Here is a 14,974-nt window from a genome sequence, read left to right as displayed (position 1 = left end):
GCTAAATTTAATTGATTGCTGGGCAGTTACAATCGTATTTCTCCCGTTTACAAAACAAATTAACACCCAAAGTAAGTTGGTGTAATCCTGAAGTATCATACTGAACGTCCCCTAGCAAATAAGTGTATGTATAGGCAAACATAAAATTCTTATAGTTAAAACCTACTACAGGTGTAATATATTGTAATTTCTGACTATTAGTACCATTTCCGCTAAGATGATCTGCACCATCAAAACTGGTTCTATAGGACAAAACAGCCCAAAGACTACCTGCACTTAAATTTTTGTAGGCTTTCATGTTTATATCTAATGCACTTTCCTTTGTTCTATCTACAAATTGATACAAAAGAGAAGGCTCCCATAAAATTTTTTTGGCATCTCCAAAAACATAGCCTCCGCTAACAATAAATTTTCTTAAGTTATCGCTTTCGTATTCTGTATAAATATTTTGTCTTGTCTCTAAAACATTCTTGACTACAGCATTTAAACTAAAATCGAATACATTATAAGATGCACCGATATCCATATTAAAATAAGAAGCTTTTTGAACAATACCTCCCAGTACGGGATCAAAATCCGTAAACTTACTTTCGTCCAATTGGCTCTGATTCACACCTGCATTAATTCCAAAAGACAACTGATTCAAATCGATCTCATCTCTAGAAAACATAAGATGGTACGCATAAGTAGCTTTGAAACCAAATTGAGAATGATACCCATTGACATCATTAAAAACAACAGCGCCTAAACCAGATTTCTCTCCTACTCGACCATTAAAACTTAAAGTTTGCAGCTGAGGCGCATCTGTTTGGTCAAACCATTGCTTTCTTGAGGTTAGTCTAACTTTCGCACAATTAGAAGCCCCAGCCATTGAAGGGAAAATCAAATAATAATTGTCTGACAAATAATCAGAGTACACGGGTATTCCTTCTTGCGAAAAAACACTTACGGAGATTAAACCAAAAACGACTAAAAACTTGATTTTAAGGTACATTAGGATGAGATTTTATAAAACTAAGGTGTAACAAAACCAACCTTTTGTTAATTAATTCATTAAAATATCAAATATAGGTAATCGTAGAAAATAACTTTACTAAATTTGTGAAAAATTTTAAAAATCATGACAAAAATCACCATAAAAGAAACCCAAAATCCAACCATATTAAAATTTGAATTCCAAGATTTCATCACTCAAAATGAAAGTTTTGAATTTAAAAATATAGACGAAGCCAAAGCATCTCCACTAGCACAACAACTATTTTATTTACCCTTTGTAAAAACTGTTTACATTTCGGGTAATTTTATTGCTATCGAAAGGTTTAGCATTGTAGAATGGGATGATGTAAAAGAAGCCGTCGCAGAACAAATTGAAGCTTTTGTCGACAAAGGCGGAATTATAATTACGGTTGATGAAAACAAAACCAAGAAACAACCTATTACGGTTTATGGGGAGTCAACACCAAATCCTGCTGCCTTAAAATTTGTGGTCAGTAGAATGTTGACAAAAAACGCCATCGAATTTAAAAATATCGATCAAACCGCTCCGTCTCCTTTGGCAAAAGAGTTGTTTAAATTCCCGTATGTGAAAGAGATTTTTATAGATGAAAATTACATTTCTGTTACCAAATATGACATTAATGAATGGCAAGACATCACCCTTGAAATAAGAAGTTTCATCAAACAATATATCGAAAACGGAGGAACAGTTTTAGACGAAAGTCTAATTGAAGCCATTGTTGCGGACGAAAAAACGAAAGACGAATCTTTTGATGCACTAGACGAAACTTCACAAAAAATCATCAACATTTTAGAAGAATACGTAAAACCCGCTGTAGCTGCAGATGGTGGTAATATCCTTTTTGACTCCTACGATGAAACATCAAAAACGGTAAAAGTAATTATGCAAGGGGCTTGTAATGGTTGCCCATCCTCTACTTTTACGTTGAAAAGCGGTATCGAAAATATGCTAAAAAGTATGCTAAATGACGAAGGCATAAAAGTAGAAGCTGTTTAAAAAAAAACAATCTGATATCTGTTTTTCTAAGAATACAATCCCAGATTGACAATCTTAAATTTCTAAAAAAGCGTTTCTACTGAAACGCTTTTTTTTTAAACCTAAAAACTAATTACAACCATTTTACAAATTCAAAAATAACTGATTTTCAATAAATTATACGTTTTTAAATTCTGAAATAATTAAAAAAAAGTTTACATTTGATATCTAAACTAAACATAAAAAACATGGGAGTATCATCATTTTTCAAGAACTTATTTGGCACAGCCAAAGAAGCAGCGCATGAAACCGTAGAACAAGCAGAAACTGTTGTAGAAGAAGCCAAAATAGCTGCCAAACCTTATGTGGACAAGGCGGAAGATTTTATTGAAGAAACCGTAACAAAAGCAAAAGAAACTGTAACTCCATACCTAGAAAAAGCAGAAGCACTTGTCGAAGAAACGGTAACAAAAGCAAAAGAAACTGCAACTCCATACCTAGAAAAAGCAGAAGCAATTGTCGAAGAAACGGTAGCAAAAGTAACCGAAACTGCAACTCCATATATAGAAAAAGCACAAACAGTTGTTGAGGAAACAATCGAAAAGGCAAAAGGAGCGGTAACACCACTTACAGAAAAGACTGAAAAGCTTATAGAAGAAACCAAAGTCTCTGAAACTGAAACAATAGACACATTAAAAGAAAAACCGAGTCCTCTTACAAAAGATCCAGAGGAAGGAAATATTTAAACAACAAATAGAATTGAAGAAGATGCTGATTAGCTTTTAAAGAAAATAAATAATTAGTATTTTTGCATTTCAAACTACAACCTTCTCCATTGGGAAGGTTTTTTTATTTAAATTATGATACTAGATTCTGAATACATTACCATTACAAGTTATGCCAGCACTTTTTTAAAAGTTCTGATAGATTATTCTCCAAAGGTAATTTCTGCCTTTATCATTTTATTTGTTGGGCTTTACGCCATCCGAATTATCAATAGAATTATTCGAAAAATAATGATCAAAAGAGAATTGGATCCAACATTGACCAAATTTCTAGCCGATATCTTATTGTGGGTATTAAGAGTATTATTATTTGTTTCTTTTATTTCAAAATTAGGAATTGAAACCTCATCATTTGTAGCCATTCTTGGAGCGATGGGACTTGCGGTTGGTTTATCATTACAGGGATCCCTATCTAATTTTGCTGGCGGAATGCTTATCATACTTTTCAAGCCCTTTAAAGTGGGAGATACTATTGAGGCGCAAGGGGTAATCGCAACCGTTAGAGAAATTCAAATTTTTGTTACCAAATTAATTACCTCCAACAATCAAACTATTTTCGTACCCAATGGTGCCTTATCTAACGGCACTATTATCAACTATTCTATGGAAGGATACAGAAGAGTCGATTTGACCATTGCCATTTCGTACGACACCGATATCAAAAAGGCCAAAGAAATCATAACAACGATCTTAAAAAACAATCCAAAAGTGTTATTAACACCTGCCGCAGAGGTTTCTGTAAAGAATCTTACCGATAATTCAATTCAGCTAGCGGTTAGACCGTGGGCAAATAACGAAGATTTTGGAGCCGTTTTCTCGGATACTTTAGAAAACTGCAAATTAGCTTTTGATGCTGCCGAAATTACTTTTCAACCTTATGTTGCGGAGTTTTCCAAGCGCTAGGAGAATTGAGTTTTCTCACGATAGGATAGATATCGGGACAGTTTTCAGTCGTGGAGTCACTGTGACTGAAAACTGAGACTGTTTTACTATTTCTTTTTCGGAGTCGTGATCAAGAAATCTTTCAAATAATAGGGTTCAAAATAGGCGACATCTACAGTGTCGCTTTTTTTGTATTTATCAAAACTCAATGCACTCATTTCATTGGCAGAAGGATACTTAATGGTATCCAAAAACACAAAATTATCTTTTGTCAAAACCGTTTTGCATTTCTCATTACAATCGCCTACAAAATATACTTTTTCAGACACCTTTTCAAAAGAATTTTCTGTGATTATCTCTGCCAGAATTTCTCTTTTTTTCTCTAAAGCTGATGAGAATATAGCGCTGTACACTTCCATTCTACGAGCATCTATCATGGGAACAATCAAACCATCCGTTACTGTTACTTGAGAAGCTAGTATCTGCAAAGTATCTACCGCAATCAACGGAATGTCTAATGCGTAACACAGCCCTTTGGCCGCCGAAACACCAATACGCAATCCCGTATAAGAACCAGGACCTTGACTTACTGCAATAGCCGCTAAGTCTTTCAATTCAATCCCCGCTTCTTTGATGATTTCTTCGATAAAAACATGCAAGCGTTCAGCATGGGAATACCCTTCTTCGGCAATTTCTTTACACACTATTGTTTTTCCTTCTTTTGCTAAAGCAACAGAACAATTTTTGGTGGCGGTTTCTATGTTGAGGATGTAGGACACTTTTTAACGATTTTAGAGTTTAGATTGTAGAATGTAGATTTTAGATTTCGGTAGCTGAGCGAAGCCGAAGCTTAGATTGCAGATTGAACAGATCTAAAAACCTTAAACAGATTGATACGACTGCAAATTTACACCGAATTTTGAAAAATCCTTTATAAAAACAAAAACACGTCAAGAAAGTTCAAGACGTGTTTTTGTTTTGGTTGGCTATATTCCAAATTAAACAGCAATTAATTTTAACCATATAAGAAAAACAAGGTCATATAAGCTGCATGAAAAAAACTTACATTTTCTTATATTACTTATATGGTTAGTCTTTTTATTTCAATCCTTACGTTTTATGAGTCGGATGTGTTTTTTTTTTAAGAAATATAAGTTAAAACGATTTATTATGAATTAAGCGTTTTGTTTTAACAAGAGAACTGAAACTAATTAAAAGCAGTTTCATAAATTAAAACTATTTCTTCTTAACATCCGATTCAATAAATACTTTGTCCCCTGAATTCAAATCTTTAGAAACCGTAGTGTAAGGCCCTGTAATTACAACATCTCCTTTTTTGAGACCAGACAATACTTCAATATTAGTATCGTCTTGAATACCCGTTTTTATAATCCTGATTTTGGCTTTATCCCCTACTTTTACAAAAACACATTCTAGTTTCTTATCGCTTTTAGGAGCTGGTTTCTTTTTGTCAGATTCTGGATCTTCAATTTTCATTGCTGACACAGCAGTAGTATCTGATTTCACCACTACAGCACTAATAGGAACGCTAACTACATTTGCTCGTGTTTTGGTAATAATATCTACCGTAGCGGTCATTCCTGGTCGAAATGGAGAGTACGAAAGTGGTTTTCCTACCATCAAATCTTTATAGGATTCCTTTAGAATTCTAACCTTCACTTTAAAATTAGTTACTTGATCTGCCGTTAATGCAGTGCTAGCCGAATTAGAAATGCTGGTAACGACACCTTTGAATTGCTTTTTCAAATAAGCATCAACCTCAACATTGGCAAGGTCACCCACTTTAATTTTTACAATATCATTTTCATTTACGTCTACCTCAACTTCCATATTATTCAAGTTGGCGACTCTCAAAATTTCGGTTCCAGCCATTTGTTGTGTCCCTAAAACTCTTTCGCCAAGTTCTACATTAAGCACAGAAATAGTACCATCTGCAGGAGCGTAAATGGTTGTTCTCCCCAAATTATCTTTGGCTTCATTTACGGTTGCTGATGCACTTTGCACATTGTAATAAGCCGACTGTTTGTTCGCTTTGGCCACTTCGAAAGAAGCTACGGATTTATCCCAATCTGATTTGGAGATAATTCCTTTTTCAAATAATGATTTATTTCTTTCGTAATTTGCTTTGGCTTCATTATAAGAAGCATCAGACTGGCTTAAACCCGCTTTGGTTCCAGACAAATTAGAAACCGAACGATTGTATCCCGATGTGTATAAATCTGGATTAATCTTAACCAATAAATCCCCTTTTTTGACTACTTGACCTTCTTTTACATTTAGTGAAATAATTTCTCCAGAAACTTCCGAAGAGATTTTTACTTCAATTTCAGGTTGAATTTTCCCTGTTGCCGAAACGGTTTCGACAATAGTTCCAGTACTGACATTGGCTATTTCGATTGCTTTTCCTTTATCTTTATTTCCTATTACTCCCGCTTTTGAAAGTCCCACTAATAATCCAATAATAACTACAGCAGAACCTATTAAAATATAAATTGCTTTTTTTGACATGATAACTTAATTTTTGATAATTGGAATTCCAAAATAAAATTCCAATATTTTTATTTTAAAGATATAATCGTATTTGGTTCTAATAACCTCCGATTGTGCATTGGTTAACAAAGTTTGCGATTGATTAAAATCAAAAGAATTCATTAGACCTACTGCGTATTTTTCTTTGGCATAATTATACGCTTCTTCTCTAGATTCTAGTGCGACAATTGAAGATTCATGTGCATTCAATGCTCCTTTGGCATCGGAAAAAGCAGTATATACATTTCTTTGTAAATCTAATTCCTGTTTTTCTACAGCAATTTTTGATTTTTCTAAAGCTACTTTAGAACGTTCTACATTGTTTCTTACTGAGAATCCGTTAAAAACAGGAATCGACAATTGTGCTCCAAAAGAATGTCCTTTGTTATCACTAAATTGATCCATAACTGGTGCCGCACTTCCCAACACTGGCGATGAATTAGGACGCAACACGTTTTGATTTGTTCCTTCTACAAAGCCAACAACAGAGGTCGGATCTGCTAGATTTGGCGTAGATCCTACCACAACATCACTATAACTTGCTCTTGTATTAAAATTATAAAACCCACTTAACGTAGGCTGGTAAGCCCCTTTGGAAATTGCTACATCTTTCTCAGCGATTTCTAAATTCGTTTGTGCAATTTTCAACTCCGTTCTACTTTCTTTTGCCTTAGCATAAATAGCAATTGGTGTATTTGACATAATATTATTCTCGTCTTTGATATTGGTATCATCAATTACATCAAAGTCCCAAAACTCTTTTAACTGTAACAATTGCGCCAAACTCAATTTAGAAATCAACAAAGTATTTTCTGCCGTAATCATATTTTGCTTGTTAGAAGCTACCGTTGCTTTGACATCCAACAAATCTCCACGAGGTATAGACCCCGCTTTGACCAATTCTTCGGAACGTTTGAATTGTTTTTCATTGATAGCCAATTGTTCTTTTTGCACTTTTAGGTTTTCTTTATTAAAAAGCACTTGCAAGAAAGCATTAGCCACATTCAAAGCAATATCCTCTTGCATTTTTAACACTTGATACTTTGAAGCAACAATAGAAAGATTGGCTTTTCGAAGTGTATTTTGATTTTGCATCCCTTTATAGATATCTACACCAACATTAGCTCCAATACCAGAGAATTGTGTGGTTTGATTCCTCAAAAGTCCAGTCGTAATGTCCTGATTCAAACCAACATTCCAAGAATGATTGGCATTCAAATTGACTGTTGGCAAAAAACTCCCAAAAGCACTTTTTCTATTAATATTAGCAGATATTGTATCCAACTCCGATTGCTTAATCGAAATATTGTTTTTTACAGCATACTTTACACATTCTTCTAATGTCCATACTTTGGTTTGTGCCTGAGACGAAAATCCTATCAAAAAGACAAAGGCAATTTTTAAATAATTTATTTTTTTCATACGAAGATAATATTTGTTTTTTAAAGGAATATGGTATCGCCATTCTTCATTCCAATTTGTGATTTAGGAATCATGGCGATTTCATTTTTTATTGAATAAAAAGCACAGCAAACCTACCGAGCCCATTTAACTTAACTTTACACTTCAATTTTTATTAACTATTCAGCCATTAGTGATTAGTAAAGAGTGATTGGCCCTAACTGTCTAAAAGATTAACAATTCAAGGAAATATGGATTGATCCTTTTTTTGTAATTACTTTAGACATTGTTTTGCGTTTAAAACACGAACACAGCTATTCACTAATGGCTATTCACTAAATACTTGCATTTTTTTCTATTCTTTCTTTTCCTCTTCGGTTTTCAAGCCTTGATTCCAAACTTTTATTTTATCAGAAGACTTGATTCCGCTTTTTATTTCAACATAAATTCCGTCACTAACACCTAGTGTTATATCTCTCCTTTGAAACTTTTGCGTACTCGTTTCAACCTCTACATACGGTTTTAGTGTTTTTTTATCAAACTGAACTAACGATTCTTTCAGTGCTTGAACTTTATCGGCTTTTTCTAATATGATTGAAGCATTGGCGCTCAAACCTGCTCTGATAAAAGTATTATCTCGATTAGTCATTGTAGCTTTGATTTCAAATTGGATCGCTCCATTCTCTGTTTTCCCTTTTGGGGCAATGTAAGTCAAAACAGCATCAAATTTTTTATTTTCGATAGCACCAATCGTAATCTCTATCGGCATATTCAATTTTATCTTCCCTACTTCAGACTCATCCACTTTACCCACAAATATCATTCTGCCAATATCAGCAACACTTGCAATAGTGGTTCCTTCGTTAAAATTATTACTTTCAATTACTTGATTCCCCACTTTTACAGGAACATCAAGCACCATACCGTTTACAGTAGAACGAATCAAAGTATTGGCATAATTTCCCAGTCCAGAAGTTGTTCCTGTTTTTACAATATCAAAACCTTGTCTCGAAGCATTGTAATTTTGTTTCGCTTGATTATAGGCCAATTGTGCTGCATCAAAATCATTGGCAGAAATCACTCCTTTGTCAAACAAAGTTTTTTGTCTTTGAAATAATTTCTCTTGATTATCCAATTCAATTTTAGTTGTTTTCACTTGATTTTGAGAATTACTCAAATTAGAAACATTGGCAACCACTTTAATTTTGGCAATCATATCGCCAGCCTTCACCGATTCTCCAGCTTTAATATAGACTGCTTCAATAATTCCCGAAATATTTGGTTTAATCAAGACTTCTTCATCTGGCACAATATTTCCTGTAGCAAGAGTACTTTTTACTATAGTTTTCACTTCTACTTTATCCGTTTGAAAAACTATGGGAGATTCCTGATTTTTGGCATACAAGTAATATAAAGCTCCGAAAAAAACTATTGCTATTAAAATCAATACGGTTATGGTTAATCCTTTTTTCATTTTTGTGAATTTTTTATTCGATTATTATTGTTTTTTGATTGAAATTTTATTCTGTTCGTAAGGCATCAACAGGTTTGACATTTATGGCGGTTTGAGCAGGAATAAATCCAGCTAACAACCCCGAGCCAACTAATATCAGTAAGGCTATAAAAACCACCACTAAGTCAACACTTGGATTAATAAACATCATCCCATCTGTAGGCATTGATGCTAAAATCATATTCAGTATGGCTATTAATCCTGTAGCTACAGCGATACCAAACATACCAGCTATTATAGTTAGAGAGATTGCTTCTAGCAATATTTGGGATCGAATGGCACCTGGTGTAGCTCCCAATGCTCTTCGGATTCCTATTTCTTTGGTTCGCTCTTTAACAACGATTAACATTATGTTCGAAATCCCAATGATACCAGACAACAATACTAATGTCCCAACAAAATAAGCAATAAACTTAAGAACCATAAACAGATCTTGTACTTTCTGAAACTCTTTAAACAAGTCAAAATTACCAACCGCTCTTTCATCATCGGGATGTATGGAATGTCTATCTCGCATAAATGCTAGAATTCCAGGTTTAAGTTCTGTAATAGACGCATCATCATTTGCGGTAAGCGCCATCCAACCAACAGTATCTCCAAAATTAAATGCTTGCTGAAAGGTCGTAAAAGGGATAAAAATATTTTTTTGAGCCGATTCGGCATTACCATTATTATTGCCCTTGGATTTATAAACCCCCACCACCATAAAATTGATTCCATTTATTTTGACATAAGTTCCTATTACTTCTTCTGCATTTTTATACAGTTCTGTAATAACACCGTTACCAATTATAGCCACTTTACGTCTTGAAAGAATGTCCTGTTGATTTACAAAACGCCCTTTAACAATATCCATTTGCTCTTGTTTGACCAATTCAGGATAATCTCCATAAATGGTATAAGCACCAGTTTTTGTTCCTCTAACAACATTACTTACCCCGTTAAAATCTCCCAATTGATTACGAGGAGATACATATAATAAGTCTGGGAATTTTTGCTTTAAAGCATCAACATCACTATTCCTAAAATCATACTTTCTGGTTTTAGGCAAACCTTTGTAGGGCTTTGATGTGGTTTGTGTCCACATAAACATAGTGTTTGTAGCAATACCGTCAAATCCTTTTTTGACACCATTCTCCAATCCATTTGAAGCAGCCAATAAAATTACCAAAATAAATATCCCCCAAAACACTCCAAAAGCCGTTAGTAGCGTTCGGAAGGTATTAGCGGTTAAAGCTTCTAAAATTTCGTTCCAATTTTCTCTATCAAACATAATTATTCGTCTCTAAGTGCTACAATGGGTCTAATTTTTGCCGCTTGATAAGCCGGAACAAATCCTGCCAAAGCTCCGGCAACTATCAAAACAATTAAGGTTGATAGGGCTACGGTAAAATCTACCTGCGGATTCACGAAGTATTCACTTTGTGCATGTGGCCCAATTAATTCTAAAAGTGCCAATCCTGTTAATAATCCAGTAAAACCAGAAATAGTGGTAATAAAGATAGACTCATGCAAAATCATCACAATAATTGAAATTGGAGATGCCCCCAGTGCTTTCCGAATACCAATCTCTTTAGTCCTCTCTTTTACAATGATCATCATAATATTACTTACTCCAACAACCCCTGCTATAATGGTACATATTCCGACCCACCAAAAAAACAATCGAATATAAAGATTCAAATCATAAAATTTCTTGGCTTCAATAGTAGAATTATGAAGTCCAATCGCGCTTTCATCATCGGGGGCAATTGTGTTTTTACTTTTCAACAACACCCCTAAATCAGCAGTAAATTTAGCCGCTTCAGCTAGAGCCTCTTCATAAGTATCTTTCTTTTTCAGGGTATAAAACATATTACTAATCTTATCTCCTACCCCATAAACCTTTTGAGTAGTAGACAAAGGCAAAAACACCCTTCCTTCTTCTCTTTCGCCTCCAGGATCTGTATAAACACCAACCACTTTAAAATTGATATTATTGACTGTAATTTGTTCTCCAATAGGATTCTTTTCCTTGAATATATCTAACTTTATTTTCTGACCAATTACAGCTACTTTTTCATTATAAATGAGATCATTCGCATTTATAAATCTACCTTGAACAACAGTGGCATTCTCGATGGCCAAATAATCTGAATTCACTCCCCGATATTGATAGTTTCCTGACTCTTTTCCATGTACTATACTAGCTCCCCAAGCATTGTAAGTAGAAACATTTTTATCGAATTGATCCCCAAATTTTTGAACTGAAACATCGTAATCACTATTCCTAAGTTGTATTTGTCTACCCGGATTCAACCCTTTGTAGGCTTTGGTGGTAGCACCAGACCATACCTCAATTATTCCAGCTGCATCCCGCTCAAATTGTTTTTCGATTCCGTTTTGCAACCCTTTTCCAACTCCAAGAAGAATAACCAAAATAAAGATACCCGAAGCCACCGAGATTCCAGTTAGGAAAGTTCTCAGTTTATTTTTGGCAATAGCCTCAAATATTTCTTGCCAACGTTCAATATTAAACATAAGATGAAGTTCTAACTTGTTCCACTAATTTATCATCGAGAATCAAATCTTTTTTATAGGAAGAGGCCCTAACTTGTTCTACCATTTTATCATCAATGATTAATCCATCTTTCAAAACCACATTCCTTTTGCACATAGCGGCAATATCTGGCTCGTGAGTCACGATCAAAATAGTCTTCCCTTCGTCGTTGATTCCTTGTATCAACTCCATTACTTCATAAGAGGTCAAGGTGTCTAATGCTCCTGTTGGCTCATCGGCCAATAACACTTTTGGGTTCGAAGCCAAAGCTCTAGCAATAGCCACACGCTGTTTTTGTCCTCCAGAAAGTTCATTGGGCAAATGGTGTGAGTGCGAAGCCAAACCTACTTTCTCTAAATACTTCATTGCAATTTCATTTCGCTCTTTTCTCTTTAATCCTTGATAATACAAAGGCAAAGCCACATTGTCTAATGCGCTTTTGTAATTAATTAAGTTGAAAGATTGAAAAACAAAACCAAGAAATTGGTTTCGGTATTTTGAAGCGATTGTTTCGTTCAGTTTTTTGATGGGCACATTGTCCAAAGTATAAAGTCCCGAATCTGCTTCGTCAAGTATCCCTAGAATATTAAGCAACGTAGATTTTCCAGATCCTGACGAACCCATGATGGCCACCAATTCTCCTTCTTTTATATTGAAATTAATTCCTTTTAGCACATGCAACTCGGAATGTCCCATTTTGTATGATTTATGTAAGTCTTTAATTTCAATCATGATCTCGTTTGTTTTAAACAATAATATTAATTTTATAAAAACAATAACACTAAGAAAAAGTTAATCTCTCAGTGCTAATTTTATTCATAAGACTTATTTCTGTCAAAATTGTTACAGTTTTATCTTAAAATAAATTTGTTTTATTACTTTTGTTTTTATCAATCAAAAAACACAGATGCTAAAAACTATTTCAATTCTAATTGTCTCTCTATTTGCCCTTTTTACAGTCAGTTGTGCTTCGACCTCACAAAAAATAGCTGCTTTAAAACCCGAACCAGACGATGCCGTTCCGTTAACCTACAGTAGCACTCCGTCATACATTAACTTACCCGTTAGCATAAAATTGAAAGATATAGAAAACCAGACCAATACTTTACTAAATGGTTTAATCTACGAAGACAACAAAATTGAAGACGACAATATTGAAATAAAAGTATGGAAACAAGCCCCCATTACCATTACAAATGATCACGGAAAAGAAGGCGAAAAAATAAAAACGGTTTTACCCTTAAAAGTTTGGGTTAGATACAGAATTGGCACCAAAACATTAGGCGTAGACTTATACAAAACACAAGAATTCAACTTAAATGGAGTCGTCACTTTATTGAGTAGCGTGAGTTTAAACAATTGGAGGTTGAGTTCTAAAACAACATTAAAATCATTGGATTGGGTCGAAAGTCCTACAATGACCGTTTTTGGAAAGAATATGCCTGTGACCTATCTCATTAATCCCGCAGTGAGTCTTTTTAAATCAAAAATCGAAAAAAGTATTGACACGGCTATCGAAGACTCAATGGATTTCAAACCCAATGTTATGGAGGCGCTATCCAAAATATGCACTCCAATTGAGATGAGTGAAGCCTATAAAAGCTGGTTAAGAATTGCCCCTATCGAAGTGTATTCTACCAATCCTAAACTAAAAAACGATTCGTTCTTACTCAACATGGGTATGAAATGCAATATGGAAACTTTAATAGGCTATAAACCTGAATCGAAATTTGAGACTAACAAAATTGTTTTAAAATCTGTAGAGAAAATTCCAGAGCAAATTTCGGCTAACATAGCAGCTGTTTCAACCTACCAAGACGCATCAAAATTGATAACTGCCAATTTTGTCGGACAAGAATTTGGATCAGGAAGCAAGAAAGTAAAAGTACAAAATGTAGCTGTTTGGCACAAAGAAGGCAAAATGGTAATTGCTTTAGATCTTTTAGGAGATATAGATGGAACAATTTATCTAAATGGGATTCCACAATATAACGAAACAACAAAAGAAATCTATTTTGACAAACTAGACTACGTACTAGACACCAAAAGCCGATTAATGCGCACCGCAAACTGGTTAGCTCAAGGAATCATTTTGAAAAAGATAGAAGAAAATTGCCGTTATTCGATCAAACAAAACTTGGATGAAGCCAAACAAAGCATGATGACATATCTAAAAAACTACTCCCCTATGCCTGGCGTTTTCATCAATGGAAAAATGGAAGATATTCAATTTCAAAAAGTGCAATTAACCAATCAAGCCATTATTGCCTTTATAAAAGTAAATGGAACTATAAACGTTGCCGTCGATGGGCTGAAGTAAAGTGGTCAGTGATTAAAAAAATAATCAGTGGTCAGTTTTTTAGCGATCAGTGTTTAAAAACAAAAAAGTCAGTTTCTGAAAACATTTCCAGAAACTGACTTTTTTATTCTAATTGCAATTGCATTTTGCAATTGACATTGTTATTGCCCTAGGATTTCTTCTTTTTCATTCGATAAATATAGTACCCCAGTGCTCCAACAAGTACATACGGAATTACCATAAGATAAACAATTCCGTCATTTACAGCAGCGGCTTTAGCTTTGTTTCCTTCGCCATTCAAGGCAGCACGACACATAGCACATTGCGCATAAGAAGATAAAGAAAAGAACATAGAACATAGAATATAGAAATATACTCTTAATCCCGCTCTTCTTTTCTCTATTCTCACTTTTCTATTTTCTATACTAAACATAATAAGGCGAAATCATTAGATATACAATTACCCCAGTCACCGCAACATACAACCAAATCGGAAAAGTAATTTTGGCAATTTTTTTATGCTTATCAAATTTACTAGCCAAAGTTCGAACATAAGTTATCAAAACTAGCGGTATGATAACAACCGACAAAACGATATGCGTAATTAAAATAAAGAAATACACATATTTCAACACTCCCTCACCGCCGTATTTTGTAGATTCAGCAGTCATGTGATAAGCAACATACATTGCCAAAAATAGTACTGAACACCCAATCGCCATCTTCATTAATAACTCGTGGCGTTTTCTATTGCCGTTTTTAATCGCCATTACAGCTGCAACCAAAAGCACGGCTGTAATTCCGTTTACAGTAGCATAAATAGGCGGCAAAAACGACAGGGGCGTCACATCAAACCCAAAATCTTTTAACTTCACTTTAAAAAGAACTGCCACCACAACTGGTATTGTAATTGATAGCAATACTATCCATTTATTATATTTTTGTTCTATGCTATTATTTTCCATTCTCTAATTAATTTATTTTCTTTATTCTATTCTCTAATTTCTATTCT

At 34.3% G+C, this 14,974-nt stretch carries 14 protein-coding genes; 4 read left to right on the top strand and 10 right to left on the bottom strand.

Going from position 1 to position 14,974, the window contains the following annotated elements; all coding sequences use genetic code 11:
* Positions 1-7 precede the first annotated feature (7 nt).
* Complete coding sequence (locus FNW52_RS00960; protein WP_143375536.1) at positions 8-994, bottom strand: type IX secretion system membrane protein PorP/SprF; 987 nt, start codon at positions 992-994, stop codon at positions 8-10.
* 126 nt (positions 995-1,120) lie between these two features.
* On the opposite strand from FNW52_RS00960, the gene FNW52_RS00955 reads away from it, so the two are divergent.
* The 3 genes from FNW52_RS00955 to FNW52_RS00945 all read left to right on the top strand — a co-directional run bounded on the left by FNW52_RS00955 (position 1,121) and on the right by FNW52_RS00945 (position 3,681).
* Positions 1,121-2,014, top strand: coding sequence for a NifU family protein (locus FNW52_RS00955; protein WP_143375535.1), 894 nt, complete (start codon positions 1,121-1,123; stop codon positions 2,012-2,014).
* 227 nt (positions 2,015-2,241) lie between these two features.
* Entirely contained in the window at positions 2,242-2,739 is a 498-nt protein-coding gene (locus FNW52_RS00950) for a YtxH domain-containing protein (RefSeq protein ID WP_143375534.1), read from the top strand.
* Between the two features lie 114 nt (positions 2,740-2,853).
* Positions 2,854-3,681, top strand: a complete 828-nt coding sequence (locus FNW52_RS00945; RefSeq protein WP_143375533.1) for a mechanosensitive ion channel family protein — start codon at positions 2,854-2,856, stop codon at positions 3,679-3,681.
* Between the two features lie 86 nt (positions 3,682-3,767).
* Here the strand turns inward: FNW52_RS00945 and tsaB are convergent, their stop codons facing one another.
* From tsaB to FNW52_RS00910, 7 genes are all read right to left on the bottom strand, one after another.
* A complete protein-coding gene (tsaB, locus tag FNW52_RS00940; protein WP_143375532.1) occupies positions 3,768-4,439 on the bottom strand; it encodes a tRNA (adenosine(37)-N6)-threonylcarbamoyltransferase complex dimerization subunit type 1 TsaB in 672 nt (223 codons plus the stop codon).
* A gap of 457 nt (positions 4,440-4,896) precedes the next feature.
* Positions 4,897-6,189, bottom strand: a complete 1,293-nt coding sequence (locus FNW52_RS00935) for an efflux RND transporter periplasmic adaptor subunit (RefSeq protein WP_143375531.1) — start codon at positions 6,187-6,189, stop codon at positions 4,897-4,899.
* Positions 6,190-6,195: 6 nt separating this feature from the next.
* Positions 6,196-7,632 carry a TolC family protein gene (locus tag FNW52_RS00930; protein WP_143375530.1) on the bottom strand — a complete coding sequence of 479 codons (1,437 nt, stop codon included), beginning with the start codon at positions 7,630-7,632 and terminating at the stop codon, positions 6,196-6,198.
* 334 nt (positions 7,633-7,966) lie between these two features.
* Positions 7,967-9,085 carry an efflux RND transporter periplasmic adaptor subunit gene (locus FNW52_RS00925; RefSeq protein ID WP_143375529.1) on the bottom strand — a complete coding sequence of 373 codons (1,119 nt, stop codon included), beginning with the start codon at positions 9,083-9,085 and terminating at the stop codon, positions 7,967-7,969.
* Positions 9,086-9,131: 46 nt separating this feature from the next.
* Positions 9,132-10,397 carry an ABC transporter permease gene (locus tag FNW52_RS00920; RefSeq protein WP_143375528.1) on the bottom strand — a complete coding sequence of 422 codons (1,266 nt, stop codon included), beginning with the start codon at positions 10,395-10,397 and terminating at the stop codon, positions 9,132-9,134.
* Between the two features lie 2 nt (positions 10,398-10,399).
* Positions 10,400-11,644: an ABC transporter permease gene (locus tag FNW52_RS00915; RefSeq protein ID WP_143375527.1), complete on the bottom strand. Its 1,245-nt coding sequence runs from the start codon at positions 11,642-11,644 to the stop codon at positions 10,400-10,402.
* Positions 11,637-12,395 carry an ABC transporter ATP-binding protein gene (locus tag FNW52_RS00910; protein WP_221933377.1) on the bottom strand — a complete coding sequence of 253 codons (759 nt, stop codon included), beginning with the start codon at positions 12,393-12,395 and terminating at the stop codon, positions 11,637-11,639. The genes FNW52_RS00915 and FNW52_RS00910 overlap by 8 nt, the downstream gene beginning before the upstream one ends.
* A gap of 175 nt (positions 12,396-12,570) precedes the next feature.
* Here FNW52_RS00910 and FNW52_RS00905 point away from each other — a divergent pair, with 175 nt between their 5' ends.
* Entirely contained in the window at positions 12,571-13,983 is a 1,413-nt protein-coding gene (locus tag FNW52_RS00905) for a DUF4403 family protein (RefSeq protein ID WP_143375526.1), read from the top strand.
* A 148-nt stretch (positions 13,984-14,131) separates the two neighbouring features.
* Here the strand turns inward: FNW52_RS00905 and FNW52_RS00900 are convergent, their stop codons facing one another.
* Positions 14,132-14,395 carry a hypothetical protein gene (locus tag FNW52_RS00900; protein WP_143375525.1) on the bottom strand — a complete coding sequence of 88 codons (264 nt, stop codon included), beginning with the start codon at positions 14,393-14,395 and terminating at the stop codon, positions 14,132-14,134.
* Positions 14,388-14,927: a DUF420 domain-containing protein gene (locus FNW52_RS00895; protein ID WP_143375524.1), complete on the bottom strand. Its 540-nt coding sequence runs from the start codon at positions 14,925-14,927 to the stop codon at positions 14,388-14,390. The genes FNW52_RS00900 and FNW52_RS00895 overlap by 8 nt, the downstream gene beginning before the upstream one ends.
* Positions 14,928-14,974 lie beyond the last annotated feature (47 nt).

The sequence above is a fragment of the Flavobacterium sp. ZT3R18 genome, assembly GCF_007097385.1.
In the GTDB taxonomy this organism is placed as follows: domain Bacteria; phylum Bacteroidota; class Bacteroidia; order Flavobacteriales; family Flavobacteriaceae; genus Flavobacterium.
Note: the sequence above shows the minus strand (reverse complement) of the source record. Positions and strands in the feature narration are given on the sequence as shown.

Coding starts and splice junctions, on each gene's coding strand:
- FNW52_RS00900 (WP_143375525.1), bottom strand. CDS start 14,395: ATGTTTAGTATAGAAAATAGAAAAGTGAGAATAGAGAAAAGAAGAGCG.
- FNW52_RS00935 (WP_143375531.1), bottom strand. CDS start 6,189: ATGTCAAAAAAAGCAATTTATATTTTAATAGGTTCTGCTGTAGTTATT.
- FNW52_RS00950 (WP_143375534.1), top strand. CDS start 2,242: ATGGGAGTATCATCATTTTTCAAGAACTTATTTGGCACAGCCAAAGAA.
- FNW52_RS00925 (WP_143375529.1), bottom strand. CDS start 9,085: ATGAAAAAAGGATTAACCATAACCGTATTGATTTTAATAGCAATAGTT.
- FNW52_RS00920 (WP_143375528.1), bottom strand. CDS start 10,397: ATGTTTGATAGAGAAAATTGGAACGAAATTTTAGAAGCTTTAACCGCT.
- FNW52_RS00945 (WP_143375533.1), top strand. CDS start 2,854: ATGATACTAGATTCTGAATACATTACCATTACAAGTTATGCCAGCACT.
- FNW52_RS00960 (WP_143375536.1), bottom strand. CDS start 994: ATGTACCTTAAAATCAAGTTTTTAGTCGTTTTTGGTTTAATCTCCGTA.
- FNW52_RS00915 (WP_143375527.1), bottom strand. CDS start 11,644: ATGTTTAATATTGAACGTTGGCAAGAAATATTTGAGGCTATTGCCAAA.
- FNW52_RS00895 (WP_143375524.1), bottom strand. CDS start 14,927: ATGGAAAATAATAGCATAGAACAAAAATATAATAAATGGATAGTATTG.
- FNW52_RS00930 (WP_143375530.1), bottom strand. CDS start 7,632: ATGAAAAAAATAAATTATTTAAAAATTGCCTTTGTCTTTTTGATAGGA.
- FNW52_RS00910 (WP_221933377.1), bottom strand. CDS start 12,395: ATGATTGAAATTAAAGACTTACATAAATCATACAAAATGGGACATTCC.
- FNW52_RS00955 (WP_143375535.1), top strand. CDS start 1,121: ATGACAAAAATCACCATAAAAGAAACCCAAAATCCAACCATATTAAAA.
- FNW52_RS00905 (WP_143375526.1), top strand. CDS start 12,571: ATGCTAAAAACTATTTCAATTCTAATTGTCTCTCTATTTGCCCTTTTT.